Origin of the sequence: Streptomyces sp. NPDC056128, from assembly GCF_042263835.1 — a bacterium.
Classification (GTDB): domain Bacteria; phylum Actinomycetota; class Actinomycetes; order Streptomycetales; family Streptomycetaceae; genus Streptomyces.
This window is the reverse complement of the sequence record NZ_JBHJVQ010000003.1, coordinates 300,236-327,222: the sequence shown is the minus strand read 5'-3', so window position 1 is coordinate 327,222 and position 26,987 is coordinate 300,236. Positions and strand designations below refer to the sequence as shown.

Genomic DNA, 26,987 nt, shown 5'->3' with positions numbered 1-26,987 from the left:
GGGGCTGAGAACTACTGGTCGCGCTTGAGCGCCTCCAGCGCACGGCCCGTGACCTCGTCCACGGGTCCCGTGGCCGCGATGGTGACGACCAGGCCCTGCGCCTTGTAGTAGTCGATGATCGGCTCGGTCTGCGTGTGGTAGACCTCCAGCCGCTTGCGGACCGTCTCCTCGGAGTCGTCGTCCCGCTGGTACAGCTCGCCGCCGCAGACGTCGCAGACGCCTTCCTTCTTCGGCGGCGTGTACGTCACGTGGAAGACGTGCGCCGAGTTGTTCCGGCAGACCCGCCGGCCGGCGATCCGCTTCACGACCTCGGCCTCGGGGGCCTCCAGGTCGAGCACGGCGTCGAGCGTCATGTCCTCGGTCTCGAGCAGCTCGTCCAGCGCCTCGGCCTGAGAGACGTTGCGCGGGAAGCCGTCCAGCAGGAAGCCGCCCTCGGCGTCCGGCTGCTCCATGCGGTCCTTCGCCATGGCGATGGTGACCTCGTCCGGCACGAGGTTGCCGGCGTCCATGTACGACTTGGCGAGCTTGCCCAGTTCGGTCTGCTGGCTGATGTTCGCGCGGAACAGGTCGCCCGTGGAGATGTGCGGGATGTGCAGCGTCTCGGCAAGGCGGGTTGCCTGCGTACCCTTTCCGGCGCCAGGAGGCCCGACGAGGACGATTCGCATCAGCGGAGGAACCCTTCGTAATTGCGCTGCTGGAGCTGGCTCTCGATCTGCTTCACCGTCTCGAGACCGACACCCACGATGATCAGGATGCTGGTACCGCCGAACGGGAAGTTCTGGCTTGCCCCGAAACCAGCCAACGCCATTGTCGGGACGAGAGCGATCAGGCCCAAGTACAGCGAACCCGGCCAGGTGATCCGGTTGAGTACGTAGCTCAGATACTCAGCGGTCGGTCGGCCAGCCCGGATGCCCGGGATGAAGCCACCATACTTCTTCATGTTGTCCGCGACTTCCTCGGGGTTGAACGAGATGGCCACGTAGAAGAAGGCGAAGAAGACGATCAGGAAGAAGTACAGAACGATGTGCGGCACCGCGGAAGGATCGGCGAGGTTCTTCTGGATCCAGGTGGCCCAGCCGGCCGTGGAGCCGGAGAACTGCACGATCAGCGCCGGGATGTACAGCAGCGACGAGGCGAAGATGACGGGGATGATGCCCGCCTGGTTCACCTTGAGCGGGATGTACGTCGACGTACCGCCGTAGGAACGGCGGCCGATCATGCGCTTCGCGTACTGCACCGGGATGCGGCGCTGGGCCTGCTCCACGAAGACCACCAGGCCGATCATGACCAGGCCGACCGCGACGACGGTGCCGAACTCGATCCAGCCGCCCGCCAGGTCGCCCTCCTGCTTGATGGCCCACAGGGCGGAGGGGAAGGTCGCGGCGATCGAGATGAACATCAGGATCGACATGCCGTTGCCGATGCCGCGGTCGGTGATCAGCTCACCGAGCCACATGACGACGGCCGTACCGGCGGTCATGCAGATCACCATGACGATGGTGGTGAAGATCGCCTGGTCGGGGACGATCTGGCCCGCGACGGTGCAGCCGGAGAAGAGGGCGCCGCTGCGGGCGGTGGCGACGAGGCCGGTGCCCTGGAGGATGGCGAGCGCGATGGTCAGGTAGCGCGTGTACTGCGTGATCTTCGCCGTGCCCGCCTGGCCCTCCTTCTTGAGGGCTTCGAGGCGCGGGATCACCACGGTCAGCAGCTGCAGAATGATGCTCGCCGTGATGTACGGCATGATGCCGAGCGCGAAGACCGTGATCTGCAGCAGGGCGCCACCGCTGAACATGTTGACCAGGCCGAAGATGCCCTGTTGGCCGGACGCCTGGTCCACACACTCCTGGACGTTCTTGTAGTCGACGCCTGGGATGGGGATGTGGGTACCGAGCCGGTAGACCACGATCATGCCGAGCGTGAAGAGCAGCTTCTTGCGCAGGTCGGGCGTCTTGAACGCCCGGGCGAACGCGGTGAGCACGGTGCCTCCTGCGACCCCCGCGCTACTGCGTCAAGGGTGACGGTCTTGAGGTTCGACTGACGACTAAGTGAGTAACGGTCAACTGCCGCTCAGGGTGCCCCATGTGACGCACCCGTGAAAGAGGGCAGCGCAGGCCACCTTACCGGCGGGAGCACTTCCCTTGGAACGACCAACCGGGGATACCCCTTTTGTGGGGTATCCCCGGTGGGATCGCTCAAGTCATCGAGACGCCTGAAGGGTTCAGACGAGCTCGGTGACGGTGCCGCCGGCGGCGGTGATCTTCTCCTTGGCGGAGCCGGAGACGGCGTCGACCGTCACCTGCAGCGCCACGGAGATCTCGCCCTGGCCGAGGACCTTGACGAGGCTGTTCTTGCGAACGGCACCCTTGGCCACCAGACCCTCGACGGTGACCTCGCCACCCTCGGGGTAGAGCGCGGCCAGCTTGTCGAGGTTCACGACCTGGAACTCGGTCTTGAACGGGTTCTTGAAGCCCTTCAGCTTCGGGAGACGCATGTGGAGGGGCATCTGGCCACCCTCGAAGCGCTCCGGAACCTGGTAACGGGCCTTCGTGCCCTTGGTACCACGACCAGCCGTCTTACCCTTCGACGCCTCACCACGACCCACACGGGTCTTGGCGGTCTTGGCGCCCGGGGCGGGACGGAGGTTGTGGATCTTGAGCGGGTTCTGCTCCGCCATGATCAGTCGACCTCCTCGACCGACACGAGGTGGCGGACGGTGTGCACCATGCCGCGGAACTCGGGGCGGTCCTCCTTGACGACCTGCGTGTTGATCCCCTTGAGACCAAGGGAACGCAGGGTGTCACGGTGGTTCTGCTTGCTGCCGATGTAGGACTTGACCTGCGTAATCTTGAGCTGCGCCATGATTACGCACCCGCCCCGGCACGCGCACGGAGAAGAGCCGCGGGGGCCACGTCCTCGAGCGGCAGACCGCGGCGGGCCGCGATCTCCTCGGGACGCTGGAGACCCTTCAGGGCCTCCACGGTCGCGTGCACGATGTTGATCTGGTTGTCGGAGCCGAGCGACTTCGACAGCACGTCGTGGATACCGGCGCACTCGAGCACGGCGCGCACCGGACCACCGGCGATAACACCGGTACCCGGGGACGCGGGCTTGAGCAGCACGACGCCGGCAGCCTTCTCACCCTGGATGGGGTGCGGGATGGTGCCCTGGATGCGGGGGACCTTGAAGAAGTGCTTCTTGGCCTCCTCAACGCCCTTGGCGATGGCGGCCGGCACCTCCTTGGCCTTGCCGTATCCGACACCCACGGTGCCGTCACCGTCGCCCACCACGACCAGCGCGGTGAAGCTGAAGCGACGACCACCCTTCACAACCTTGGCGACGCGGTTGATCGCGACTACGCGCTCAACGTAAGCGGTCTTCTCGGCGGCAGCTGCGCCGCCGTCACGGCCCTTCCGGTCCCGCCGCTCGCCGCCACCGGCACCGCCACCGCGGCGCTGGGGTCCAGCCATTGGAATTACCTCTCTCTGTTTCCGGCGCTACGCAGCGACATCAGTCGCTGCCGCGACGGGCGGCTCAGAACTTCAGTCCGGCTTCGCGGGCGGCGTCCGCCAGAGCGGCGATGCGCCCGGCGTACTGGTTACCACCACGGTCGAACACGACGGCCTCGACACCCGCGGCCTTGGCACGCTCGGCAACCAGGGCGCCGACCTGCTTGGCCTGCGCGGACTTGTCGGCCTCGCCACCACGGATCGAGGTGTCCAGGGTCGACGCCGAGGCCACGGTGTGGCCCTTGATGTCGTCGATCACCTGGGCCACGATGTGGCGGTTGGAGCGAGTAACGACCAGACGGGGACGCTCCGCCGTACCCGAGAGATTCTTGCGAATCCGGATGTGACGGCGCTTGATCGCGGCGCGCTTGTAGGCGTCGCCCTTGAGGATCTTCTGCCCGTATGCCATGGCTTACTTACCCGCCTTTCCGACCTTGCGGCGGATGACTTCGCCCTCGTACTTGACGCCCTTGGCCTTGTACGGGTCGGGCTTGCGCAGCTTGCGGATGTTGGCCGCAACCTCGCCGACCTTCTGCTTGTCGATGCCCTCGACCGAGAAACGGGTCGGGGACTCCACCTTGAAGGTGATGCCCTCGGGGGCCTCGACCAGGATCGGGTGGCTGTAGCCGAGGGAGAACTCCAGGTTCGAACCCTTGGCGAGCACGCGGTAACCGACACCGCTGATCTCGAGCTTCTTCACGTAACCCTGGGTCACGCCGGTGATCATGTTCGCCACCAGCGTGCGGGACAGGCCGTGCAGGGCCTTGCTCTGACGCTCTTCGTTGGGGCGGGTGACGCTCAGCACGCCGTCCTCACCCTTGGCGATGTCGATCGGTGCCACGACGGTGTGAGTCAGCGAACCCTTCGGGCCCTTGACCGAGACCGTGCGGCCGTCGATGGTGACGTCCACGCCGGCGGGAACCGCGATGGGGAGCTTGCCGATGCGCGACATAGCTGTTTCCTCCGTTCCCTTCCGCTACCAGACGTAGGCGAGGACTTCTCCGCCTACGCCCTTCTTGCCGGCCTGCTTGTCGGTGAGGAGCCCGTGCGACGTGGAGATGATCGCCACGCCGAGGCCGCCCAGCACCTTCGGCAGGTTGGTGGACTTCGCGTACACCCGGAGACCGGGCTTGGAGATCCGCTTGATGCCCGCGATGGAGCGCTCACGGTTCGGGCCGAACTTCAGCTCGAGGACGAGGTTCTTGCCGACCTCGGCGTCCTCGGTCTTCCAGCCCGTGATGAAGCCCTCCTGCTGGAGGATCTCCGCGATGTGAGACTTGATCTTGGACGCCGGCATCGACACGGAGTCGTGGTACGCCGAGTTCGCGTTCCGCAGACGCGTAAGCATGTCTGCGATCGGATCAGTCATGGTCATGAATTGGCCTTCGGCCTCTCTCGCCGGGGTTTCCTGGTGCGCCATCCCTCTCCCCGATCCGAGACGGGACGGGTGCGGCGCGGTGGACCTACGGCGTAGTAAGTCGTTTAGGGCGTGGCAGACGCCCAACCCCACAAGCCTAAGGCATGCGAGGGTGGGCCTCTGCCGACCCAGATGCTTACCGAGAGCCTGAGTAACCCGGAATTACCGGATTACCAGGAGCTCTTGGTCACGCCCGGCAGCTCGCCACGGTGAGCCATCTCACGAAGGCACACGCGGCACAGGCCGAACTTGCGGTACACGGAGTGCGGGCGGCCACAGCGCTGGCAGCGGGTGTAGCCACGCACACCGAACTTGGGCTTGCGAGCAGCCTTAGCGATCAGAGCCTTCTTCGCCATCTCGCTCACGCCTCCTTGAAGGGGAAGCCGAGGTGACGAAGGAGCGCGCGGCCCTCAGCGTCGTTGGTCGCCGTGGTCACCACGGTGATGTCCATACCCCGGACGCGGTCGATCTTGTCCTGGTCGATCTCGTGGAACATGACCTGCTCCGTGAGACCGAAGGTGTAGTTGCCACGGCCGTCGAACTGCTTGGGGGACAGACCACGGAAGTCGCGGATGCGCGGCAGCGCGAGCGACAGGGTGCGGTCCAGGAACTCCCACATGCGGTCGCCACGGAGCGTGACGTGGGCACCGATCGGCTGGCCCTCACGCAGCTTGAACTGCGCGATGGACTTGCGGGCCTTGGTGACGGCCGGCTTCTGACCGGTGATCGTGGTGAGGTCCTTGATGGCACCCTCGATCAGCTTGGAGTCGCGGGCGGCGTCGCCCACACCCATGTTGACCACGATCTTGACGAGGCCGGGGACCTGCATGACGTTCTCGTAGGAGAACTCCTCACGCAGCTTGCCCGAGATCTCCTCGCGGTACTTCGTCTTCAGACGCGGAGTGGTGGTGGTAGCCATCAGATGTCCTCACCCGTCCGCTTGGCAACGCGGATCTTGTTGCCCTCGTCGTCGAAGCGGTAACCGACGCGCGTGACGACCTTGTTGCCGTCCTTCTCCACGACCAGCTGGACGTTGGAGATGTGGATCGGGGCCTCGGTGGTCACGATGCCGCCGGCCTGCGAACCGCGAGCGGTCGGCCCGGCCTTGGTGTGCTTCTTGACCCGGTTGACACCCTCGACCAGGACGCGGTCCTCGCGGGGGAAGGCCGCGATGACCTTGCCCTGCTTGCCCTTGTCCTTACCGGTGATGACCTGGACCAGGTCGCCCTTCTTGATCTTCATGCTCACAGCACCTCCGGCGCGAGGGAGATGATCTTCATGAACTTCTTCTCGCGCAGCTCACGGCCCACCGGGCCGAAGATACGGGTGCCGCGAGGGTCGCCGTCGTTCTTCAGAATGACGGCGGCGTTCTCGTCGAAGCGGATGTACGAGCCGTCCGGACGGCGGCGCTCCTTGACGGTGCGAACGATGACCGCCTTGATGACGTCACCCTTCTTCACGTTGCCGCCGGGGATCGCGTCCTTGACGGTGGCGACGATGACGTCACCGATGCCCGCGTAGCGGCGACCGGAGCCACCGAGTACACGGATGCAAAGGATTTCCTTCGCACCAGTGTTGTCGGCGACGCGCAGTCGCGACTCCTGCTGGATCACGTCTATCTCCTGATTGTCTGCCGGTTCCCGGCAGGGGCCGCCTCGTCGAAGAGGTGCAGCCCCTGCCGAGCCTGGCGGAACTGACCTGCGGGTTTGCCCGCAGGAATTACTTGGCCTTCTCGAGGACCTCGACGACGCGCCAGCGCTTCGTCGCGGACAGCGGCCGGGTCTCCATGAGGAGGACGCGGTCGCCGACACCCGCGGCGTTCTGCTCGTCGTGAGCCTTGAGCTTGCTGGTACGGCGGATGACCTTGCCGTACAGCGCGTGGGTCACGCGGTCCTCGACGGCGACGACGACGGTCTTGTCCATCTTGTCGCTGACGACCAGACCCTGACGGGTCTTGCGGAAGCCGCGGGCGGCCTTCGTCTCTTCAGTCACGTTGCTCTCGCTCATCAGGCGCTCTCCACCGTCTCGATGCCCAGCTCGCGCTCACGCATCAGGGTGTAGATCCGCGCGATGTCCTTACGGACGGCCTTGAGCCGACCGTGGTTCTCGAGCTGGCCCGTCGCCGCCTGGAAGCGGAGGTTGAACAGCTCTTCCTTGGCTTCGCGGAGCTTCGCCAGAAGCTCCTCGTCACCCAGTTCGCGCAGCTCGGACGCCTTGGTACCGGCCGACATCACGCTTCACCTGCCTCGCGCTTGACGATCCGGCACTTCATCGGCAGCTTGTGGGCCGCACGGGTCAGCGCCTCACGGGCGATCTTCTCGTTGGGGTAGGACAGCTCGAACATGACCCGGCCCGGGTGCACGTTCGCGATCCACCACTCCGGGGAACCCTTACCGGAACCCATGCGGGTCTCGGCCGGCTTCTTCGTGAGCGGGCGGTCCGGGTAGATGTTGATCCAGACCTTGCCGCCACGCTTGATGTGGCGGGTCATCGCGATACGGGCCGCCTCGATCTGGCGGTTGGTCACGTACGCGGGCGTGAGGGCCTGGATGCCGTACTCGCCGAACGCAACCTGCGTACCGCCCTTGGCCATACCGCGGCGCTTCGGGTGGTGCTGCTTGCGGTGCTTGACCCTACGGGGGATCAGCATTTCGGTCAGGCCTCCGTTCCGGTGCTCTCAGCCGGAGCGGCAGCGGCGGGCGCGTCGGCCTTGGGAGCCTCGGCGGCCGGAGCCGACTGCTGCTGCGGCTTGCGCCCACGACGCTCGCCACCGCGGCCACCGCGGGCCGGGCGGTCGCTGCCGCCACGGGCCGGACGGTTGCCGGCACGGGCGGCCGCGTTCTCGGCGCGGACCTCGGCGATGTTCTTGACGTCGCCCTTGTAGATCCAGACCTTCACACCGATGCGGCCGAAGGTCGTCTTGGCCTCGAAGAAGCCGTAGTCCACGTTCGCGCGGAGCGTGTGCAGGGGCACACGGCCCTCGCGGTAGAACTCCGAGCGGGACATCTCGGCGCCACCGAGGCGGCCACCGCACTGGATCTTGATGCCCTTGGCGCCGGCCTTCATCGTGCCCTGCATGCTCTTGCGCATGGCGCGACGGAAGGAGACGCGGGAGGACAGCTGCTCGGCGACGGCCTGGGCCACGAGCTGAGCGTCCGTCTCGGGGTTCTTGACCTCGAGGATGTTGAGCTGGACCTGCTTGCCGGTCAGCTTCTCCAGCTCACCGCGGATGCGGTCGGCCTCAGCGCCGCGGCGGCCGATGACGATGCCGGGACGGGCGGTGTGGATGTCCACCCGCACGCGGTCACGGGTGCGCTCGATCTCCACCTTCGAGATGCCGGCGCGCTCCATGCCCTTCGTCATCATGCGACGAATGGCGACGTCTTCCTTGACGTAGTCCTTGTACAGCTTGTCGGCGTACCAACGCGACTTGAAGTCGGTCGTGACACCGAGCCGGAACCCGTGCGGGTTTACCTTCTGGCCCATTACCGGGTTCCTTCCTTGCTGCTGACGACCACGGTGATGTGGCTGGTCCGCTTGCGGATCCGGTAGGCACGGCCCTGGGCGCGCGGCCGGAACCGCTTCAGGGTCGGGCCCTCGTCGACGTAGGCCTCGGAGATGAAGAGGCTGTCGGCGTCGGTGTGGTCGTAGTTGTGCGCGGCGTTGGCGATGGCGCTGTCCAGCACCTTGCCGACCGGCACGCTCGCGGCCTGCGGGGCGAAACGCAGGACCGCCTGAGCCTCCGTGGCATCCATGCCACGGATGAGGTCCACCACGCGGCGGGCCTTCATGGGCGTGACGCGGATGTACCGCGCCTGGGCCCTGGCTTCCATGGTTGTCCCTTCAGTGTTTGTCATGATCATTCACACCCCGCTGACTAGCGGCGCTTCGACTTCCGGTCGTCCTTGACGTGACCCCGGAAGGTGCGCGTCGGCGAGAACTCGCCGAGCTTGTGGCCGACCATGGACTCGGTGACAAACACCGGGATGTGGGTCTTGCCGTTGTGCACCGCGATCGTGTGGCCGAGCATCGCCGGGACGATCATCGAGCGACGGGACCAGGTCTTGATGACGTTCTTGGAACCGGCTTCGTTCTGCGTGTCCACCTTCTTGATCAGGTGGTCGTCGACGAAGGGTCCCTTCTTCAAGCTACGAGGCATCTCAACCCGTCCTTAGCGCTTCTTGTTCGTCTTGCGGCGGCGGACGATGTACTTGTTCGACGCCTTCTTGGGCGAACGAGTACGGCCTTCCTTCTTGCCCCACGGGGACACGGGGTGACGACCACCGGAGGTCCGGCCCTCACCACCACCGTGCGGGTGGTCCACCGGGTTCATGACCACACCACGGACGGTCGGGCGAACGCCCAGCCACCGCTTACGGCCCGCCTTGCCCCAGTTGATGTTCGACTGCTCGGCGTTGCCGACCTCGCCGACGGTGGCGCGGCAGCGCACGTCGACCAGGCGGATCTCTCCGGACGGCATGCGCAGGTGGGCCATCTGGCCCTCCTTCGCGAGCAGCTGCACGGAGGCACCGGCGGAACGGGCGAACTTGGCACCGCCACCGGGACGGAGCTCGATCGCGTGGATCGTGGTACCGACCGGGATGTTGCGGAGGGCCAGGTTGTTGCCCGGCTTGATGTCGGCCCCGGGACCGTTCTCGACGCGGTCACCCTGCTGCAGGTTGCGCGGGGCGAGGATGTAGCGCTTCTCGCCGTCGGCGTAGTGCAGCAGCGCGATGCGCGCGGTGCGGTTGGGGTCGTACTCGATGTGCGCGACCTTCGCCGGCACGCCGTCCTTGTCGTGCCGACGGAAGTCGATCACTCGGTAGGCGCGCTTGTGTCCGCCACCCTGGTGGCGAACGGTCACACGACCGGCGTTGTTACGGCCGCCCTTGCTGTGCAGCGGGCGGACCAGCGACTTCTCCGGCGTGGACCGCGTGACCTCGACGAAGTCGGCGACGCTGGAGCCACGGCGGCCCGGCGTAGTCGGCTTGTACTTGCGGATTCCCATTTCTCAGTCCTCGTCCGATATCGGACGATCCGACCCGCTTACGCGGTCGGACCGCCGAAGATGTCGATACGGTCGCCCTCGGCAAGGGTCACGATCGCGCGCTTGCTGTCGGCACGCTTGCCGAAGCCCGTGCGGGTGCGCTTGCGCTTGCCCTGGCGGTTGATCGTGTTGACCCCGGTGACCTTGACCGAGAAGACCGCCTGGACGGCTTCCTTGATCTGGGTCTTGTTGGAGCCCGGCGCGACGATGAACGTGTACTTGTTCTCGTCGAGGAGCGCGTAGCTCTTCTCCGACACGACCGGCTTCAGCAGCACGTCACGGGGGTCCGTGAACGCCTTGCTGGCGGGGGTCACGACGGTGTTCTTGCCCTCGGCCTCGTGGCGACGCGCCTTGGCGACGCGCGCGGCCTTGGCGGCCTTGGCCGCCTTGGGGGCGATGCTCGGGTGACGCGTAGCCATCAGGCTTCGCTCCCTTCGGTGTCAGCGGCCTTGTTGGGGCCAGACACGAAGGACTCGAAAGCGGCCTGGGTGAAGACCACGTCGTCCGAGACGAGAACGTCGTACGTGTTCAGCTGGCCCGGCTCCAGGATGTGGATCTGGGGCAGGTTGCGGGCGGACAGCCACGCGGCCTCGTCGGCGCGGTCGACGACCAGGAGCAGGTTCTTGCGCTCCGAGATCTTGCCGAACAGCGTCCGGGCGGCCTTCGTGGACGGGTTGTCGCCCTCGATGACGCCGGTGACGACGTGGATGCGGTTGTGGCGGGCCCGGTCGGTGAGGGCGTGGCGCAGGGCCGCGGCCTTCATCTTCTTCGGGGTCCGCTGCGAGTAGTCACGCGGCTGCGGGCCGTGGACGACGCCACCGCCGGCGAACTGCGGCGCACGGGTCGAACCCTGGCGGGCGCGGCCGGTGCCCTTCTGGCGGTACGGCTTCTTGCCGCCACCACGGACCTCGCCGCGACGCTTGGTCTTGTGCGTGCCCTGGCGGGCAGCGGCGTTCTGCGCGACGACGACCTGGTGGATCAGCGGGATGCTGATCTTCTCCACGCCGAAGATCTCCGCGGGGAGCTCGACGCTTCCGGTCTTCTCGCCGGCAGGCGAAAGGATGTCAACAGTGCTCATCGGTACCTCAGGCCCCCTTGGCCGCGGTGCGGACCAGGACGAGGCCGCCGTTCGGACCGGGAACCGCGCCCTTGATGAGCAGCAGACCCTTCTCCGCGTCAACGGCGTGGACGGTCAGGTTCTGGGTGGTGACCCGCTCGTTGCCCATGCGGCCGGCCATGCGGAGGCCCTTGAACACGCGGCCCGGGGTGGCGCAGCCACCGATGGAACCGGGCGAGCGGTGCTTGCGCTGGGTGCCGTGTCCGGCGCCGAGGCCCTTGAAGTTGTGACGCTTCATGACACCGGCGAAGCCCTTGCCCTTGCTCTTGCCGGTGACGTCGACCTTCACGCCGGACTCGAAGACCTCGGCGGTGACTTCCTGACCGAGCGTGTACTCGGCGGCGTCGGCCGTACGGATCTCGACGAGGTGGCGGCGGGGGGTGACGTCGGCCTTGGAGAAGTGGCCCTTGAGGGGCTTGTTCACCTTGCGCGGGTCGATCTCGCCGAACGCGATCTGGACGGACTCGTAGCCGTCGACGTCGTTCGTGCGGACCTGGGTGACGACGTTGGGGCCGGCCTTGACGACGGTGACCGGAACAACACGGTTGTTCTCGTCCCACACCTGCGTCATACCGAGCTTCTCGCCCAGGATGCCCTTGATCTGCTTGGTCATCTTCAGATCACCGCCCTCAGAGCTTGATCTCGATGTCGACACCGGCCGGGAGGTCGAGTCGCATCAGAGAGTCAACGGTCTTGGGGGTCGGGTCGAGGATGTCGATCAGGCGCTTGTGCGTGCGCATCTCGAAGTGCTCGCGCGAGTCCTTGTACTTGTGCGGCGACTTGATGACGCAGTACACGTTCTTCTCAGTGGGCAGCGGCACCGGGCCCGCGACCGACGCACCAGTGCGCGTCACCGTCTCGACGATCTTCTTCGCCGAGGAGTCGATGACCTCGTGGTCGTAGGCCTTGAGCCGGATGCGGATCTTCTGTCCCGCCATGGCTACTCAGTAGTCCTGTCTCTCGTAACGCTCTGGACCCGGCGGTCCTTGTGTCTCCACTCCCCACCTCCGACCCACGCGGTCGGGCGTGTCGCACTCTCGCTGACACAGATGTCCCTTGTTCGAACATCCCTGCTCTGGGAGGTGCGGGCCCTTCCGGAACCGCGGACCGGGGGCGAGAGGCCCACCGGGCGCCTGGCCGGTACCCCGCTGACACTTCCCGGAAGATTCCCGTACGTCCGCCCCTACACCTCTCGGCGTAATACATGGGACGACGAGTACTGTGGGACTCGCTTCCGGTCCTCCCGGCGGGAGGCGCGCAGCATCGGCACTCGACCGAGCAACCCCGTTAGTCTGCCATACGGGGCAGTGTGGTGGCCAATCGAAGCGGGTGACTGTACCCCAGGTTGTCGGGGGGTACACCTCGCGGCGCTTTCACCGCTGCTGCTAGCCGGGCCGGCTCACCGGGCCGGAGGTCCCCGACCGGACGGCGGCGCAGTTCATACTCGCCCGGCCGAGCCCGCTGATCACGCGGGCCTGGGCCCGATCAGGCCGCCCAAGGCGCGCTCGTACTCCCTCACGGCACCCTTGAAGCCCTCTCGCACAGAAGCGTCGGGACGGAGGATGTCCGGAAGGAACTTGACGCGCCACATGCGGAAGACGTCCATTGCGGTCCGCTCGTCCGTGATGCTCAGCAACGAACCTGCCTTGCACACCGCAGAGACGATGAGTGCCGAGGCCGGCTCCACACCAGGCCCTCTCACAGCAGCGGCGCTTACGAGGGCGTGCATGAAAGTTGCGAGCTGAAGGTCGCTGCCTGCCTGGACCATGTGTTCCAACACAACAGGGTCCGCGGTGTCGGGGGGATAGCTCTCGACGCAACCGGAGTACATCATCAAGTACTCGGCGGTCACCGGACGCTCAGCATTCCACCCTCCCTGCTGCTCGAAATACTCATGGTCTCGTCGGAGAAATCTCCGACCTGCCGAACCGAGTCCAGCAATCCGTCCAGCTCTTCGCGACTATCCGCAACGAATCGCGAGAGGGAGACATCCTGCAGGGAAATCGGGGCGTACTGGTCCATCACCCTGCAGGGCCCCTCGGTCGTTCCGGGCCCCAATCCCTGCTCAGAGCGGGCTACCCCATCACGCATACGGGTTCGCCGAGAATTCTGGTCGCCTGTCAGGGAAGTCATCGGGAAAGAATGGGATTCGCAGCGATCCCCTCAGCAGGTCGAGGACTGTCGAGGTCGAACTCCCGACGGAAACGACCGCCTTGAGCTGGCCTGCCTGAATAATCACGGTCGGCCAAGCGTCGGGGGAACCCCTGGCAATCCAGGCCAGGACATCGGCGCTGTCCGTCGCGCCCCATTGAATGAGATCATCCGGACCGGCTAGGTACTCGTCCAGAACATGGCTGAGCTCCCGCAACGCCTTTCCCTGAAAAGTGGAACGCATCTGATGAGTACGCTCGGCGATGTCGAGATGCACGTTCGGTGCACCCTGCGCGAAGATCCACAGGAACTCATCAAAGCATCCGATGCCATAAGTAGTGATCAGCGCACGGTGGCTTACCGGAATATCTTGAGCCCCCGGTTCGCGTTGCACTTCGCGTACAGGCTCCGGGCGAGACGGAGGAGGACACAGCACTTTCAGGCGAGTCAGGTCTTCATCAAGATTCACATCCGACATGCTCCTGTTTTCCTCTCACATATTTGGAAGCCTTCTGTTGAATGACCAGCCGAAATCATCGACGGCCTCGATGAGGACATGACTGGGAACGTTGCCCCCGTTCGCGTACTCAGGAGTGACACTCATGGTCACAGTATTGCCCGTCTGTCTCACATGCGTGGCGATCTCATTTTCGGCTGTGGCAATGACGCCGTTGTTCAGACTGTCTCTCTGAGTAACAATGTTGCGCATATCCCTTCCATCGCCACCAAATTGCTGCCCAATCAAGTGCCCTCGTGAATGCCCCGCAGGCTGACCCCCGAACCCCGGAGGTGCGTGTCTTGCGCCGCGGCCTGGTGAACTCCCAATGAGTCCTGCTGCGGCGTCGTCCAGCGTCTGAGGCGTGACGACCGCATAGGCGGGGCCTCGCTGGCCGTTGGGGGCTATTTCACTGTAGTACGGACTCAGTCCGAGGAGATCGACTCCAGTGTTCGGGTTGGCCACATATGTGACTGGATTGGGTGCCGGCGCGAGCCCAAGCGGGTCGGGAGTGAGATACCGAGCCGTTTCTGGATCATAGTGCCTGAAATAGTTGTAGTGCAGCCCGGATTCGGGATCGAAGTATTGCCCGGGAAAACGGAGTGGCGTATAAGCGGATGCATCGGAGTTCCAGGCCGTGACACCCCATAGCGTGGCCCGCGTGCGCCACGCGACCTCCCCTGCTTCGTCGACAAGCTCGGTCGGCGTGCCCACCAAGTCGGTAACGATGGAAAAGAACCGGGAGTCGATTTCCTCCTGACTCGTGTCCGAACCGATGATCCGCTCTGTCTGCGTGATGGGGCGGAAGCCATCGTGATCCCACGTCGTCGCCACGCGAGGGGATGCGGAGCCCTCCCAAGTCGCCTGCTCGCACAGAACCACACCATCCCAGGTGAAGTCGGTCTGCTCCACCACACTCACGCCGTCCGGGGACAGCCGCTGCTTGGCGATGCGTCGCCCCAGAGGGTCATATAGGTACCGCCAACATGTCCCGTCCGGTGTACGGACAGACGTCAACTGGCTGTCCGGATCCCAGGTGTATCGCCAGGTGTCAGACTTTCCGGAGAGATACCTCTTCTGGCGCATCACTACGCGCCCCAAGGCGTCGTACGTGTATCGAGTACGGCCGGCGCGGCTGAGTTTCGTCCCGGCATAGGAGCGGTTCCCGGCAGCATCCGCGCCAGGATGCCGGGCAGGCCAGGATGCGTCCGTGAGATTGCCGACTTCGTCGTAGGCGTAACGCTCCGACCAGTTTTCGGCTCTAACAGCGGTGACACGATGTGCGGCGTCGAGGTCGAATCGACGGTGACCAGATCGAGAATCCTGTATGCCGACGAGGTTTCCATCCTCGGCGTACTCGTATTCGCGGTGCATTAGCCCGTCATCAGCACGGGTAAGGTCCTGTGCCGTCAACCGTCCCAAACCGTCATAAGTCTGAGTGAAGACGGTGCTTTCCCCCAGCCACCGGGCAGTTTCCAAGCCCGAATAGTCATGCCGGAATCGCACGTCTCGACCTGACGCGTTGAGCTGTAGTCGATTTCCCGTCAGGTCGTAGGTCCAGGCGCTTACGGCGCCGGATGGCGTCGTCCGGCGAGTTACGCGACCCAGTCGGTCGTATTGATGTGTCAGCCGCCTGCCGTTGACGATCTCGCTTGTGACGTTTCCGTTTGCGTCTCGCGACAGGTGCAGATCTGCCTCGGGCCCGGTCGCCGAGATCAGTTGTCCGTTGAGGTCGTACACGAACTGCGTAACACGCTCACCGCACCGTTTTTGGACCAAATTGTCGACGGTGTCGTACGCGTAGTGACTGGCATTCCCAAGCATGTCGGTGCGTGATGTGAGGCGGCCCGCCGCGTCGTGGCTGTACCTGAGAGTGCGTCCGTCGAAGTCACGCTCCGCCACAAGGCGTCCGGCGGCATCGTGCTCGTAGGTCCAGGTCAGTCCCTGTGGATTGCTGACCTGTGCGAGACGCAAGCTGTGATCATGAACGAACTCGTAACGCGCTCCATCCGGACCGATTCGCGCTGTTGGGAGGTCGAAGTGGGTGTACTCAAAGCGCGTGACCGCGCCTAGAGGGGTGGTGTGGCTGACGCAGTTGCCCTCCCCGTCGTAGGCCCAGGACTCGGTAGCGCCATCCGCCGTGATCAGCCCGGTCAGGTGGCCCTCGACCGTCCAGCGCAAGCGTGTGCTCTGGCCGAGAGGGTCTGTGTATTCGACGATTCTCCCGAAGGCGTCCCGCTTCCAAGTGGTGGTGGCACCGAGGGGATCTGTAGTAGCCAAGGGCAGTCCGGCAGGATCGCATTGCACGGTCCGGGTGCCACCGAGGGCATCGATCACCTCGGTGACGGTTCCTGCCGCATCGTAGGTGAACTGTGTAGTCTCGCCCGTCGGGTCCGTCATTGTCGTGCAATTGCCGCGTGCGTCGTACGTCCGTTGCCAGCTGCCGCCGTCAGGCCGACCCATAAGCGTGAGTAGCCCCTCGGTGCCGTACTCGAAGCGGAACACCGCTCCATCCGGTCGGGTCAACTCTGTTGGTCGACCGGCCTCATCGCGACCGAAGGTCGTGCAGCGACCAAGTTCGTCCGTCGTGGACACGAGGTGATGGTGGTCGTCGTAGGTCGAGCGCACCGTGCCGCCAAGGGGGTCGATGTCGGCGACCACCTGGCTGTTGGCATTGACGACGAAGTGGGTGGCGGTGCCCTCGGCAGTGGTGAGTTTCGTGATGCGGCAGCCGGGCCAGGCGGGGTCCAGACCGTCGTAGTCGAGGGTGATGGTGATATGGCCCGCCTCGCCGCCCTCAGCCACACAGCGATCGCGCTGGTCATAAGCGTAGGAGTAGCGGCTGTTGTTCGTATCCGTCCACGAGGTTACTCGCAGCCGCTCGTCATAGGTGAACTGCAAAGGAAGGCCGGTCGAGTTGCGGGTCTCGGTGAGATTGCCGTCTGCGTATCCGTAGCGCTTGAGCAGGACATCCGAGCCATCCTCAGCGGCGCCGACCAAGCTCATGGCGACGACGCGGCCTTCGTCAGTTGCGAGTTGCAGGTGATAGCCGGCGGAGTGCCGAATACCCAGCGGCGTGCCGTTGTCGTCGTAGTCGAACACGATCGATCGCTGGTTGCGGTCGGTGATGCGGGCGAGCAGCGAGATGCCGTCAGCGGCAGGAGGAGAGAAGTGGCGCAGGTGACCCGCGAGCGGGTCGTTGACCTGGTAGCTGCCATCGGCAAGCCGGGTCAGCGGCCATCGCGGACCCACCTCGGGAAGACTCGGTACATTCTCTGATATCGGGTGTGCATAGGTGAGGAGCAGACCATCGTCCGTGACAAAGACGATGCCTTTGTCATCGACCTCAAGGCGCTGGTCGATCGTGGATGACCAAGTAGGGCCGAACCACCAGCCGCAGCGGTAGTTGGACGCGACACGGCGGGTGAAGACCAGGGGGAGATCGCCGGGAAGGTCCACATCGACCTGCGAGAGATACATAGCGCCTGTGGCCATGTCGACGGGGTCGCTGCCCTTGGAACGGACCACGCCCTTGACCCGGTTGTATGCGCCCCTTGCGCCGTTCGCAAGCGTGCCTCTGGCGCTCCTACCGAGCCCCTTGAGGCCCGTCGCCATGCCTTTGAGCCCCACTTTGCCGGCGGCCTTCATGCCCTTGGCGAGCCCGCCCAGGGTTGTCAGGCCCTTCATGCCGGGTATGCAGTCCAGCGCCGCCAGCCCGACGTCCCATAGGGAGGCTTGGCCCTTGCTGTATTTGTAGAGCGTGTCCGCCAGGACCACGAGGGCTGCGACCAGCACGATCGCGCCCAGGATCGGCCCGCCGATGATCATCACGATGATCCCGAGGACCGCCACGACGACCTTGCAGACCGCGACGATGCTGTCCCAGTTGTCGGAGAACCAGTCGCCGACGTCCTCCCACCACGAACGGTTCTGAATGCCCGCGTCCGAGGCCTCGTCGATCTTGTTCTTCGCGTCGCGGGCCGCGTCCTCGCGCATCTTGCGGGCGTCCTCGGCCATCTTCTTCGCCGCGTCCAGCGCGCTCTGTGCCGAGTCGACGGCCGACTGTGCGTTGGTCTGGGCCGTCTTGGCGTGCTGGGCGTCACGGGTGGCGGCGCGGACCTTTGCCTCGTCCGGCTTGTCGGCGTCCGACTTGCTGCCTGTCGGGTCGTCCTTGTACTTGTCCGCCTCCTTCGACGCCCGCGTCACCCACGAGTCCGCCGAGGACAGCTTCGACTGGGCCGAGGTCAGGTCCTGGCGGGCCTCGCGCGCCTTCACCAGCGCCTTGTCGGCCAGGGCCTGGGCGCGCTCCAGCTTCGGCCAGAAGTCGGCGAGGGCGTCGCCGCACATGCCGTAGGACTTCTCGAGCTTCTTCAGGTTCTTCGGGACGCCGGAGAATTCTTCCTTGAAGACCTTCGCCGACTTGCCCGCCCACTCCGCGAGTGTGCCCTCGCCCGCCATGCCCTTGACCAGGCGCAGTGCCTCGGACACGTCGTCGGCGAAGTCGTGCAACGTCTTGGCGAGCGTGCGTACGCGTTGCGGGTCGCCCGGGGTCGGGTCCTTGTCCAGGTCCAGGACATGCCAGTCACTCGGCCTGTGGCCCACCATCACGCAACCCCCGTCGACGCACGCGCATCAGCAACAACCCGTATGCACACGTGAACTTACAAGGCGCGAGTGTTCGAGTGGAAGGGCGGACTTCATCGTCGGGGGCGGCGGCGGGGCAGGGTCTCACGTGCGTCGATGACCGCGTACGACGCCTTCAACCGCCAGGCCTCCAGCTTGTCCAGCACAGTCGACGCGACCTTCCACCCCTTGAGCCACAGGGGCAGTTGCCCGAACGGCACGAAGGTCATGGTGTCTCTGATGGCGTTCCCGGCGATGCTTCTGCGGCCGGGGCCGGCCGCCCGCAGCGCGGCGTACAACTCCGGCGTCAGGTCGCCGTGGAGCCGGGCCGCGGTGCCCGCCGCGGTGTAGGCAAAGCCGCGCTGGGCGGCTTCCGGCAGCTGCATGGCGCGGATGATGGGCGGTGACGCCTCCTGCAACGAACAGTTGAAGGCCAACCCGATCACGGCGGTTCCGAGGTGTCGCTCTCCTCGCTCGAAGGCCGCGTCCCATTCGGCGGGGTCGTCCATGCCGAGTAGGCCCTCGCCCGTTTCCCAGTTCGGTTCGGCTGTCACGATTCCCGGGGGCCCTTTCGCGCGGTCGTGGGCCTGATCCTCTTGGTGATGCGCTCCATTGCCTGGTCCGGGGTGGCGGCCAGCAGCCAGACGTCGTCCATCCCCTCGTACACCGCACCGTCCTCCGCCATGGCCAGATGCTGGTTACGGCGGCCGCGCATGCCGATGGGGTAGAGGAGCGTACCCGCCCGGTCGGACAGGTCTTCGATGATCTCCGTGTCCCAGAAGGCCAGCAAAGGGTCCAGGGAGAACTCCCTCCACGGCATCTCGTCCCATGGCTCGCGGTGCGGGACTCGCAGTGCGCCGAATTCCGCCAGGAAGCGTCGGGCGGCGTCGTGGAGTTCGAAGCCGCCGGTCTCCAGCAGGATGCTCTCCCACGTGTCCGTGGGGACGGCTCTGCCGGGATACCAGCCGGACGCCCGCAGGACCCGGGCCGTTTCCGCCGACCAGCGAGGCGGTGTGGTGTCCGGGGCGGGCTCGGGCTCTACGGTGCCCAGGCGCCGCCAGAAGGCGTGGTTGTCCGTAGCAGCGCTTCCGTTCGGCTTCCAGAGGGCGGACGCGGTTGCCTGCGCCTCCACCAGGCGATCCAGGGCCTGGTCCGTGGTCGGGGACAGCAATTGAGCGCGGTCGCGGAGCAGGTGGAGTGCCCCGTTCTCGCCTAGGCCCAGGAGGGCGGCGCCTTCGTCCGCCGCGCCCACGGGGTAGAGGTGCGCGCCCGCTTCGCGGCTCGCCCTCGCGAAACGTTCGTCCTGCCATTCGGCCACCAGAGGGTCGAAGCGGATGGCCGAGGAGGTGGCGATCGTGTCGGCGGGCCAGCCGTACGTCACCAGGCCGCCGAACTCGGAGAGGAACCGGCGCGCGGCATCGTGCGGTACGAAAGCGCCGCGCTCACGCAGGACTGACTCCCACGTGGCCGTCGGGACCGCGCGGCCCGGGCGCCAACCCGCTCGGCGCAGCACGGTCCCCGTCCGCGTCGACCATCGCCGTCTCATGGGGTGAGGGATCAGGCCGTGAACCGGAACGAAGAAGTGATCGCGTCGAAGATGTCGAAGAAGGAGTCCGCCAGGTCGAGGACCTGGCTGCTGCCCGCCACCAGCGCGACCTTGCCCTCCTGGCCCGGGACCGGGATGTAGGTCTGCATCAGGACCGCGCGGACGGTGCGGTTGAGGGCGTCTTCGGGGATCGGGATGTCCTCGATGCCCTGGGTGCGGGCCGCGGGGCCGACGCCGGGGATGTCGACCGTGGTCACCTTGCGCCAGGAGTCGCCGGGTTTCCTGGCTTCCTTGACGGCGAGTTGGCTCGCGATCGCGGCGGGGTCGGTGGGGAGCGGGTCGCCGGACGACGTGCGGCCGCCGACCAACGACACCGTCACCGAGCCCGTGATCGGGGTGTCGCCGCCGAAGCTCTCCGCCATGCAGCCGCAGTACAGGGCGCCCGACTTCCACGCGTCGGACGCCGCCTTCTGGAGGAAGGTGATGTACGCGGAGCGGGAGGCGGCCAGCTCCGGGTACTGGCGGACACGGTCGTCGACCATGCGGCGGATCGAGTCGTCCCGGGATTCCGGGCGTACGTCGAACTCCCACCAGGACTCCGGCACCTTGATGCGGAATCCACCGCGCTCGACCGTCAGTGGCTCCGTGTAACGGGCCATGTCGTGCCCCCGCCTCCCCGCGTGTCGCTCATCAGTCGATCAGTCGATCGGTCGATCGGTCGGTCATTTGATCGACGGTGCCCGACATGGTCTCACCGATCGAGCGCTCAGATGACCCCCTGCGCCAGCATCGCGTCCGCCACCCGTTCGAAGCCCGCGATGTTCGCGCCGGTGACGTAGTCGCCCGGGGCTCCGTAGCGGGTGGCGGTTTCGTGGCAGGTGGTGTGGATGTTGGTCATGATGGCCGAGAGTTCGTCCTCGACGCGGGTCGCCGGCCAGGACGTACGGGCGTGGTTCTGGGCCATCTCCAGGGCGCTGACCGCGACGCCGCCCGCGTTGGCCGCCTTGCCGGGGCCGAAGGCGACGCCGGCGGACTGGAGGAGGTGGACGGCGTCCGGGGTGGTCGGCATGTTGGCGCCCTCGGAGACCGCCTTCACGCCGTTGCGGATCAGGGCCGTCGCGCCCTCGGCGTCGAGTTCGTTCTGCGTGGCCGACGGGAGGGCGACGTCCGCCGGGACCTCCCAGACGCTGCCGCCGGGGACGAAGCGGGCGGAGGCGCCGCGGCGTTCGGCGTACGTGCCGACGCGGCCGCGTTCGACCTCCTTGACCTGCTTGAGCAGGTCAAGGTCGATGCCCTTCTCGTCGACCACGTAGCCGGAGGAGTCCGAGCAGGTGACCGGGTTCGCGCCCAGGGCGGTCAGCTTCTCGATGGTGTAGATCGCGACGTTGCCCGAGCCGGACACCACGGTCGTCTGGCCTTCCAGGTCCTCGCCGCGCTCCCGCAGCATCGCCGCCGCGAAGAGGACGTTGCCGTAGCCCGTCGCCTCGGGGCGGATCAGCGAGCCGCCCCAGCCCGCGCCCTTGCCGGTGAGGACGCCGGACTCCCAGCGGTTGGTGATGCGGCGGTACTGGCCGAAGAGGTAGCCGATCTCGCGGCCGCCCACGCCGATGTCGCCGGCCGGTACGTCCGTGTGCTCGCCGATGTGGCGGTACAGCTCCGTCATGAACGACTGGCAGAACCGCATGATCTCCGCGTCGCTGCGCCCGCGCGGGTCGAAGTCGCTGCCGCCCTTGCCACCGCCGATACCCAGGCCGGTCAGGGCGTTCTTGAAGATCTGCTCGAAGCCCAGGAACTTGATGACGCCCAGGTTCACCGAGGGGTGGAAGCGCAGGCCGCCCTTGTACGGGCCCAGCGCGCTGTTGAACTCGACGCGGAAGCCCCGGTTCACGTGCACCCGGCCCCTGTCGTCCTGCCACGGGACCCGGAAGACGACCTGGCGCTCCGGCTCCACCAGCCGCTCCACCAGGCCCGGCTCGGCGTACTCGGGGCGGGCCTCGAGTACCGGCGCGAGCGTCTCCAGGACCTCGCGGGCCGCCTGGTGGAACTCGGGCTGGGCCGGGTTGCGGTGCTCGATCTCCGTGAGGAGGTGGGCGAGCGTGGTCTTCGTGTCGGGTCGCGTCGTCGTCACGTGGACCTCTCTGGTATCGGTGGCACCGGTCGGGGTCAGTGTTACGTGCAGGTAAACGTCCTGGCCAGCACCCGGCCACGGTATGAGACGAAGCCCTCCCCGGCCGTCACGCCCCGCCGCCGCCCCTGTCACTGTGCGCCCTCGACCGTGCGCCCTCAGAGGAGCAGCGTCCCCGTGCCGCCCAGGGCCAGGCCCGCCACCAGGCAGCAGGTGCCCACCCTCAGGCAGCGGTACTTCGCGGCGAGGATGTGGCTGATGTCGACCAGTTGCACCGCCAGCCACGACACCCGGTCCTCGGCCGCGGCGGTGACCGCCTGGACGAGCCTGCCGAGGTCGGGCGGTGCGAGGGCGTCGGCGAAGAAGGTCATACCGGGCCCGGTGCGGGACGTGCGGGTGCGCGGCAGGACGACCCGGACCAGCAGTGCCGTGCCGACAGCCCACAGCAGTCCGCCGAAGACCAGGAGGGTCCGGGGGACCCCGGTGATCGGCGAGGAGGGCTGCCACGCCCGGCCGAGCAGCAGCGCCGGGAGCGCGAAGGCGGCTCCCGACAGCAGCACCGCCGCCTTGCTGTCGGCACGGGCGAGGTCCTCACGGGCGTGGGCCAGCAGCCGTTCGGCCACGTAGAGGGCGACCGGTTCCCGCGTGGTCGCGGCCGGGTCAGGCATCGTGGCCGCCGCCCGGGCCACCCGGTCGCGGCTTGGGGCGGCGCCGCCCCTGTCTCACGTAGTTGATCTTCCCGTCGGCGGTCGTGGGCTGCGCGGGTGCCGGCGGCGGGGGCGGTGTGGGCGCCACGGGCGGTACCGGCGGCGGTACGGGCGGTACGGGCGGGGCCGACACCCCGTTCGCGGGAGTCGGCGTGGGCGGCTGCGGCGGTACGGGCGGCGGCGCGGCCGACGCCGCCGGGTGCCAGGCCGTGACCGTCTGCTGCACCGTGGGCGGCGGCAGCACCGCCCCGGGCGGTGCCGGGAGCGCGGGCGTGGACTGGGCCGGCAGCGGGACCGGGGGCTGCGGCAGACCTTGGTCGAACAGCGCGCCGCCCCCGTTCATCCTGGCGAAGTCGAGGAGCTGCTGCACCACGGGCCCCTCGATCTGGTGCCGCTGCACCATGTCGTTCTCGATCAGCCGGGACAGGAACTCCAGCGCCCCCTCCCGCTCCTGCCGCACCTCGTCCTGGAGTTCGCGCAGGATCTTCGGGGCCTGCGACGGGTCCCGCGCGAGCAGGATGGCGTACTGCTCGGTCTTCCCGGCGGCGATGAGCTCCCGCGCCGAGGACAGGTTGGCCCGGACCCGGGCCGCGTCCGCGTCGTCCTGCGCCGACCGCACCCCCGAGGCGTGCTCCACGTCCAGCAGCCTCTTGCGGTGGTCCCGGGCGGCCTGGCCCAGGTCGATGCGCACGTAGACCATGGTGCTCAGGCCGAGTTCGGCCCCGAAGGACTCCCAGGCCCCGCCCGCCAGTTCGTCCTGGATCGCCGCGTCGGCCGCGTCGGCGGCGTCGAGCCCGTAGCGCCGGGTGAACACCCGCAGTCTCGCCAGGAGCGGGGCGCACAGCATCTTCTCGACGTCCCGGACCCGCTTCTCCGCCGCCAGGGCGAAGTCCGCGACCTCCCAGTGCACGTCCACCGCGCACAGGAAGTCGCCCCGGTTGTCGTAGCTGGGCAGCTCCATCTCGAAGGATGCCTGGTACTTCCCCCGGGCGATCAGGCAGACCGACGTGGGCTGCCGGCTGAGCCGCGGCCGGTCGACGTGGCGCGCCCCCTGTGCGGTGACGACGCTGTGGCCGCCGTTGCGGTAGTACACGACGGCGGCACGCTGCTGACCGCGGTGCTTGTACGGGCCTTCGGGGAAGATCTCGTCCAGGAACGGTCCGCGCAGGTCGTCCGGCAGCGCCGCGTCGGCCGAGCCGTGGGTGTTCGGCGCCCCCTGCTGGCTGTTGTTCTGGCTCATCGGGTTCCTCCCGCCTGGACCGCCTGCGACAGGCGGTGGACGTAGTCCTGTTCCCATGGTTCGTCGGGGTCCTGGGACAGCTCCGCGATCAGCGACAGCGTGCGCTGCCGGTCGTCCTCCTTGAGCGTCAGCAGCGGCAGGAAGCGCAGGACCTCGCGCTCCCACTCGGTGCCGCGGCAGGTACGCAGCCACCTGGTCAGGATGTCGAGCGCGGGCCGGTACGAGCGGCTGGTGTTGAGGGCGGTCCACAGCAGCCCGGCGACCTCGACGGCCAGCTCCGGACGGGTCGCGCAGATCGCCAGGGCCAGCGGCCACCGCTCGCGCCCGCCGAGTTCCTCCGCGGGGTTCCAGACGTGGTCCACCGTCAGGTCGGCCAGGAACAGGGTGCAGGCCAGGCCGAGGTTCTGGTGCTGCCGCCTGCTGTCGTTGAGCCACGCCCTGATCCTGACCAGCGGCTCGCGGTCGGTGCTGAAGCCGGCCAGGTGGGCCACGCTCTCCGCGGCGATGGTCCGCATCCGGCCGTCCTTCCAGGTGCCGATCCGGCCGAGCGCGCCGAGCGCCTCGCCCACGGTCCGGGCCGCGGTGCCCCGGCTGAGCACGACCGCGGCCGTCCACCGGAGGTTGGTCTGGCCGCTGGTGCTCCACGTCTTGACCAGCGAGCGCAGCGCGTCCCCGACGTTCGCGTCCTCCAGTACGCCCTGGAGGGCGGTCGCGACGAACAGGCCGCGGCGGGCCTGGTCGGCCTCGGCCATCGGGAGGAGCAGCTCCCCCAGGGTGTGCGCGCAGTCCAGCCGGCACAGCTCGCCCGCGGCCACCGCCGCCCTGATCCACACCTCCTCGCGCCGGTCCTGGCAGAGCGAGTCCAGCCAGCGCAGCACCGGAGCGCGCATGTTGTGGTGGTGCTCCCACAGGTGGGCCAGGACAACGGGCGCCAGCGCGGCGCCGCGGAACCGCACGGTGCGCACGGGGATGAGCGCCCCCGCGACCAACGGCCGCCTGCGCGTCTCGGTCATGGCACGGGCCGAGGCGAGCCGGGCCTCCAGGCCGTCGCCGAGCACCGACCGCCCCGGCGTCCGCTCGGGGTCGACGGTCACCGCCAGCTCCCAGGCGAGCAGTTCCGCCGCCTCGGCCACCACGTTGACCGAGGTGCCGCCGAACACCGCGAGCGAGACCCGGAACGCCGCGTCCCGCAGCATCGCCGGGGTCTCGGCGGCGGTGCCGCCCGAGAACCAGGTGCGTACCTGCTCGACGGCGAAGCCGCGGCACTCGGCGAGCAGTTCCTCCTGGGGCAGGCCGCCGGTGACGTGCCGGGCGACCAGTCCGGCGAGCCGGGCCGCCTCGGCTGGCAGCAGCGCCTCCAGGCCCAGGGCCTCCCGCACGTCGTGGCGGCGCGCCGCCCGCCGGGCCGCTTCCCGGGCTCCGGACGGGCCGCCGTCCAGCTCTGCCGCCAGGTGGCCGTCGAGGACGGCGTCCTCGGCGGGCGGCCGGTGCCTGCGCTCGTAACGCGTCCGGACCGCCCCGCGGTCGCCCGGGTCGGGCACGGACAGCAGTACGGCGTAGGCCTCGCGGTCGGCCAGCAGGCGGCGGAGCCGGTCCAGGTGCAACTCGGCGGGCAGCCTGCCGTCGGCCGGTTCCAGGGCGTACCCGTGGCCCTGGGCGATGGGGCTGCCCTCGTCGCCCGAGTCCAGGGCGGTGAGTTCCGAGCCGGGGTCGAGGCGGGAGACGTTGCCCCGGCCCAGGTCGTCCAGGAGCGACAGCGCGGTGTACATACGGCCGCTGCCGGGCTGCCCGCAGAGCACCAGCAGGCGGTCCTCGCCCAACTGCCGCTTGAAGTCCTCGTAGTCCGGCGGGGAGATGAACCGCCGCCGCAGCCGCACCAGTTCGTCGTCCGGCAGCGGTCCCGCGAGCAGGGCCGCCCGTCCCGTCTCGCCGAACCGGAAGTTGACCGAGTTGATGGTGCCGCCGACGTAGGTACTGGCGTCGCGCAGGTAGACAGACCGGGTCTCCCGGGCGATGTGGGCGGCGCCCGGCTCCGCGGTGGCCCGGCCGCCGCCCTTGGCCGACGGGTCGGCGTCGGAGTCGCCGCCCAGCAGCTCGTCCTCGGCGTCCGCCGCCGGGGTGCCGTCGGCGCGCTGCGCGTGCGGGCGGCCGGGGCGCGCCCGGCCGCCCTCCGCCTCCGGTTCCCGCGCGTGCCCCTGGCCGTGTCCCTGGCCGTCCTGGGCCTGGTCGTCCTGGGCCGGCTCCCTGTCCGTGTCGACGCCGGTCATGGCCTCTCCCCCGAGCCGCTGCCGCCGCGGCGGTGGTCGATCGTGATGTCCCCGAAGCTGCCCTGGAACGCCTGTGCCGAGTCGCTGACCGTGACATTCCCGAAGTGGAAGCCGGAATCCGCGTCCCGCCCCGCCGACGGGGCGGTCTCCCCGTCCCCGGGTTCCGGCGGCGGTGCGCCGCGGCCCGGCACGGTGAACCACGCCTGCCGCTCGCCCTCCTTGAGCCGGATCGAGTACCGGCGGTAGTGCTCCGGCTCGATCCACCGGCCGCCGTGCCGTACGACGTCGTGGTGGAGCCGGTCGGTGACGGCCACCAGCAGCGGCGCGTCCGGTACACCGGCCAGCACCGCCTTGGCCTCCTCGCAGTTGCCGATCCGGCAGGCGAGGTCGACGGCGGCGCCGGAGAAGCCGTGGCCGTCCGGCGTGAACGGCCCGACGCCGAGCCCGGCACGCAGCCGCAGCGGCCGGCTCAGCTCGCGGTTGACCTGGCGCAGGTTCTGGTGGAGGTACTCCGTCCACTCCCCCACCAGCGCCTGCGGGCGCTGCGGCTCCACCACGGCCAGGATCCCGTCGCCCCGGTCCTCCTGGGCCAGCCGGGCGCCGCCGATGCCCGCCTTGAGGAAGGCGTCCTCGGCGACGCGGTAGATCCGCTCGCGCATCGCCGGGCGCTCCGGGTCGGGGGTCGACCCCGAGCCCTGGGTGTCCAGGCTGATGATGAATCCGTACTGTGCTCCGCCCTGCATGG

At 67.7% G+C, this 26,987-nt stretch carries 34 protein-coding genes; all 34 read right to left on the bottom strand.

Annotated elements, in window-relative coordinates; all coding sequences use genetic code 11:
* Nucleotides 1-11 precede the first annotated feature (11 nt).
* A complete protein-coding gene (locus ACFC1X_RS09635) occupies nt 12-665 on the bottom strand; it encodes an adenylate kinase (protein WP_376350450.1) in 654 nt (217 codons plus the stop codon).
* A complete protein-coding gene (secY, locus tag ACFC1X_RS09630) occupies nt 665-1,978 on the bottom strand; it encodes a preprotein translocase subunit SecY (RefSeq protein ID WP_376350447.1) in 1,314 nt (437 codons plus the stop codon). Before secY ends, ACFC1X_RS09635 begins: the two co-directional genes overlap by 1 nt.
* 240 nt (nt 1,979-2,218) lie before the next feature.
* Entirely contained in the window at nt 2,219-2,674 is a 456-nt protein-coding gene (gene rplO, locus ACFC1X_RS09625) for a 50S ribosomal protein L15 (RefSeq protein WP_023547373.1), read from the bottom strand.
* Between the two features lie 2 nt (nt 2,675-2,676).
* Nucleotides 2,677-2,859 carry a 50S ribosomal protein L30 gene (gene rpmD / locus ACFC1X_RS09620; RefSeq protein WP_006140898.1) on the bottom strand — a complete coding sequence of 61 codons (183 nt, stop codon included), beginning with the start codon at nt 2,857-2,859 and terminating at the stop codon, nt 2,677-2,679.
* 2 nt (nt 2,860-2,861) lie between these two features.
* Nucleotides 2,862-3,467, bottom strand: a complete 606-nt coding sequence (rpsE, locus tag ACFC1X_RS09615) for a 30S ribosomal protein S5 (protein WP_004927232.1) — start codon at nt 3,465-3,467, stop codon at nt 2,862-2,864.
* Nucleotides 3,468-3,531: 64 nt separating this feature from the next.
* Entirely contained in the window at nt 3,532-3,915 is a 384-nt protein-coding gene (gene rplR, locus ACFC1X_RS09610; RefSeq protein ID WP_064729360.1) for a 50S ribosomal protein L18, read from the bottom strand.
* Nucleotides 3,916-3,918: 3 nt separating this feature from the next.
* The gene (gene rplF / locus ACFC1X_RS09605) at nt 3,919-4,458 is read right to left on the bottom strand and encodes a 50S ribosomal protein L6 (protein WP_376350443.1); all 540 of its coding nucleotides are present in this window, start codon (nt 4,456-4,458) and stop codon (nt 3,919-3,921) included.
* Between the two features lie 24 nt (nt 4,459-4,482).
* Nucleotides 4,483-4,881 (bottom strand): 30S ribosomal protein S8, encoded by a 399-nt coding sequence (gene rpsH, locus ACFC1X_RS09600; RefSeq protein ID WP_064729359.1) that lies wholly within the window; start codon nt 4,879-4,881, stop codon nt 4,483-4,485.
* 212 nt (nt 4,882-5,093) lie between these two features.
* Nucleotides 5,094-5,279 (bottom strand): type Z 30S ribosomal protein S14, encoded by a 186-nt coding sequence (locus tag ACFC1X_RS09595; RefSeq protein ID WP_003948630.1) that lies wholly within the window; start codon nt 5,277-5,279, stop codon nt 5,094-5,096.
* A gap of 5 nt (nt 5,280-5,284) precedes the next feature.
* Nucleotides 5,285-5,842 (bottom strand): 50S ribosomal protein L5, encoded by a 558-nt coding sequence (gene rplE / locus ACFC1X_RS09590; protein WP_122615762.1) that lies wholly within the window; start codon nt 5,840-5,842, stop codon nt 5,285-5,287.
* A complete protein-coding gene (rplX, locus tag ACFC1X_RS09585) occupies nt 5,842-6,165 on the bottom strand; it encodes a 50S ribosomal protein L24 (protein WP_122615761.1) in 324 nt (107 codons plus the stop codon). The genes rplE and rplX overlap by 1 nt, the downstream gene beginning before the upstream one ends.
* A gap of 2 nt (nt 6,166-6,167) precedes the next feature.
* Complete coding sequence (rplN, locus tag ACFC1X_RS09580) at nt 6,168-6,536, bottom strand: 50S ribosomal protein L14 (RefSeq protein ID WP_003992364.1); 369 nt, start codon at nt 6,534-6,536, stop codon at nt 6,168-6,170.
* Nucleotides 6,537-6,642: 106 nt separating this feature from the next.
* The gene (rpsQ, locus tag ACFC1X_RS09575; RefSeq protein ID WP_122615760.1) at nt 6,643-6,930 is read right to left on the bottom strand and encodes a 30S ribosomal protein S17; all 288 of its coding nucleotides are present in this window, start codon (nt 6,928-6,930) and stop codon (nt 6,643-6,645) included.
* Nucleotides 6,930-7,154, bottom strand: coding sequence for a 50S ribosomal protein L29 (gene rpmC, locus ACFC1X_RS09570; protein ID WP_003998824.1), 225 nt, complete (start codon nt 7,152-7,154; stop codon nt 6,930-6,932). Before rpmC ends, rpsQ begins: the two co-directional genes overlap by 1 nt.
* Nucleotides 7,154-7,573: a 50S ribosomal protein L16 gene (gene rplP / locus ACFC1X_RS09565; protein ID WP_003974260.1), complete on the bottom strand. Its 420-nt coding sequence runs from the start codon at nt 7,571-7,573 to the stop codon at nt 7,154-7,156. Before rplP ends, rpmC begins: the two co-directional genes overlap by 1 nt.
* Nucleotides 7,574-7,578: 5 nt before the next feature.
* A complete protein-coding gene (gene rpsC / locus ACFC1X_RS09560) occupies nt 7,579-8,409 on the bottom strand; it encodes a 30S ribosomal protein S3 (protein ID WP_376350436.1) in 831 nt (276 codons plus the stop codon).
* Nucleotides 8,409-8,756, bottom strand: coding sequence for a 50S ribosomal protein L22 (gene rplV, locus ACFC1X_RS09555; protein WP_003974262.1), 348 nt, complete (start codon nt 8,754-8,756; stop codon nt 8,409-8,411). The genes rpsC and rplV overlap by 1 nt, the downstream gene beginning before the upstream one ends.
* A gap of 44 nt (nt 8,757-8,800) precedes the next feature.
* Nucleotides 8,801-9,082, bottom strand: a complete 282-nt coding sequence (rpsS, locus tag ACFC1X_RS09550; RefSeq protein ID WP_055418366.1) for a 30S ribosomal protein S19 — start codon at nt 9,080-9,082, stop codon at nt 8,801-8,803.
* A 12-nt stretch (nt 9,083-9,094) separates the two neighbouring features.
* Nucleotides 9,095-9,931 carry a 50S ribosomal protein L2 gene (gene rplB / locus ACFC1X_RS09545; RefSeq protein WP_019329639.1) on the bottom strand — a complete coding sequence of 279 codons (837 nt, stop codon included), beginning with the start codon at nt 9,929-9,931 and terminating at the stop codon, nt 9,095-9,097.
* Between the two features lie 38 nt (nt 9,932-9,969).
* Complete coding sequence (gene rplW, locus ACFC1X_RS09540; RefSeq protein ID WP_122615758.1) at nt 9,970-10,389, bottom strand: 50S ribosomal protein L23; 420 nt, start codon at nt 10,387-10,389, stop codon at nt 9,970-9,972.
* Nucleotides 10,389-11,048: a 50S ribosomal protein L4 gene (gene rplD, locus ACFC1X_RS09535; protein WP_376350431.1), complete on the bottom strand. Its 660-nt coding sequence runs from the start codon at nt 11,046-11,048 to the stop codon at nt 10,389-10,391. The genes rplW and rplD overlap by 1 nt, the downstream gene beginning before the upstream one ends.
* 7 nt (nt 11,049-11,055) lie before the next feature.
* Nucleotides 11,056-11,700 (bottom strand): 50S ribosomal protein L3, encoded by a 645-nt coding sequence (gene rplC, locus ACFC1X_RS09530; RefSeq protein ID WP_376350429.1) that lies wholly within the window; start codon nt 11,698-11,700, stop codon nt 11,056-11,058.
* Nucleotides 11,701-11,716: 16 nt separating this feature from the next.
* Nucleotides 11,717-12,025 carry a 30S ribosomal protein S10 gene (rpsJ, locus tag ACFC1X_RS09525; RefSeq protein WP_003948644.1) on the bottom strand — a complete coding sequence of 103 codons (309 nt, stop codon included), beginning with the start codon at nt 12,023-12,025 and terminating at the stop codon, nt 11,717-11,719.
* A gap of 527 nt (nt 12,026-12,552) precedes the next feature.
* On the bottom strand, nt 12,553-12,939 hold the full coding sequence (locus tag ACFC1X_RS09520) for a hypothetical protein (protein WP_376350426.1): 387 nt from the start codon (nt 12,937-12,939) through the stop codon (nt 12,553-12,555).
* A 231-nt stretch (nt 12,940-13,170) separates the two neighbouring features.
* Complete coding sequence (locus ACFC1X_RS09515; RefSeq protein ID WP_376350423.1) at nt 13,171-13,716, bottom strand: hypothetical protein; 546 nt, start codon at nt 13,714-13,716, stop codon at nt 13,171-13,173.
* 15 nt (nt 13,717-13,731) lie between these two features.
* Nucleotides 13,732-18,339, bottom strand: a complete 4,608-nt coding sequence (locus ACFC1X_RS09510; RefSeq protein ID WP_376351021.1) for a DUF6531 domain-containing protein — start codon at nt 18,337-18,339, stop codon at nt 13,732-13,734.
* Nucleotides 18,340-18,431: 92 nt separating this feature from the next.
* Complete coding sequence (locus ACFC1X_RS09505) at nt 18,432-18,911, bottom strand: hypothetical protein (RefSeq protein ID WP_376350421.1); 480 nt, start codon at nt 18,909-18,911, stop codon at nt 18,432-18,434.
* Nucleotides 18,908-19,903: an SUKH-3 domain-containing protein gene (locus ACFC1X_RS09500; protein ID WP_376350418.1), complete on the bottom strand. Its 996-nt coding sequence runs from the start codon at nt 19,901-19,903 to the stop codon at nt 18,908-18,910. Before ACFC1X_RS09500 ends, ACFC1X_RS09505 begins: the two co-directional genes overlap by 4 nt.
* Before the next feature lie 11 nt (nt 19,904-19,914).
* Complete coding sequence (locus tag ACFC1X_RS09495) at nt 19,915-20,562, bottom strand: hypothetical protein (RefSeq protein WP_376350415.1); 648 nt, start codon at nt 20,560-20,562, stop codon at nt 19,915-19,917.
* 107 nt (nt 20,563-20,669) lie between these two features.
* Nucleotides 20,670-22,031, bottom strand: coding sequence for an NADP-specific glutamate dehydrogenase (gene gdhA / locus ACFC1X_RS09490; RefSeq protein ID WP_376350413.1), 1,362 nt, complete (start codon nt 22,029-22,031; stop codon nt 20,670-20,672).
* Between the two features lie 155 nt (nt 22,032-22,186).
* Nucleotides 22,187-22,696, bottom strand: coding sequence for a Pycsar system effector family protein (locus ACFC1X_RS09485; RefSeq protein WP_376350410.1), 510 nt, complete (start codon nt 22,694-22,696; stop codon nt 22,187-22,189).
* Nucleotides 22,689-23,975 (bottom strand): hypothetical protein, encoded by a 1,287-nt coding sequence (locus ACFC1X_RS09480; RefSeq protein ID WP_376350407.1) that lies wholly within the window; start codon nt 23,973-23,975, stop codon nt 22,689-22,691. The genes ACFC1X_RS09485 and ACFC1X_RS09480 overlap by 8 nt, the downstream gene beginning before the upstream one ends.
* Entirely contained in the window at nt 23,972-26,242 is a 2,271-nt protein-coding gene (locus ACFC1X_RS09475) for a hypothetical protein (RefSeq protein WP_376350405.1), read from the bottom strand. The genes ACFC1X_RS09480 and ACFC1X_RS09475 overlap by 4 nt, the downstream gene beginning before the upstream one ends.
* A complete protein-coding gene (locus tag ACFC1X_RS09470) occupies nt 26,239-26,985 on the bottom strand; it encodes a hypothetical protein (RefSeq protein WP_376350404.1) in 747 nt (248 codons plus the stop codon). Before ACFC1X_RS09470 ends, ACFC1X_RS09475 begins: the two co-directional genes overlap by 4 nt.
* Nucleotides 26,986-26,987 lie beyond the last annotated feature (2 nt).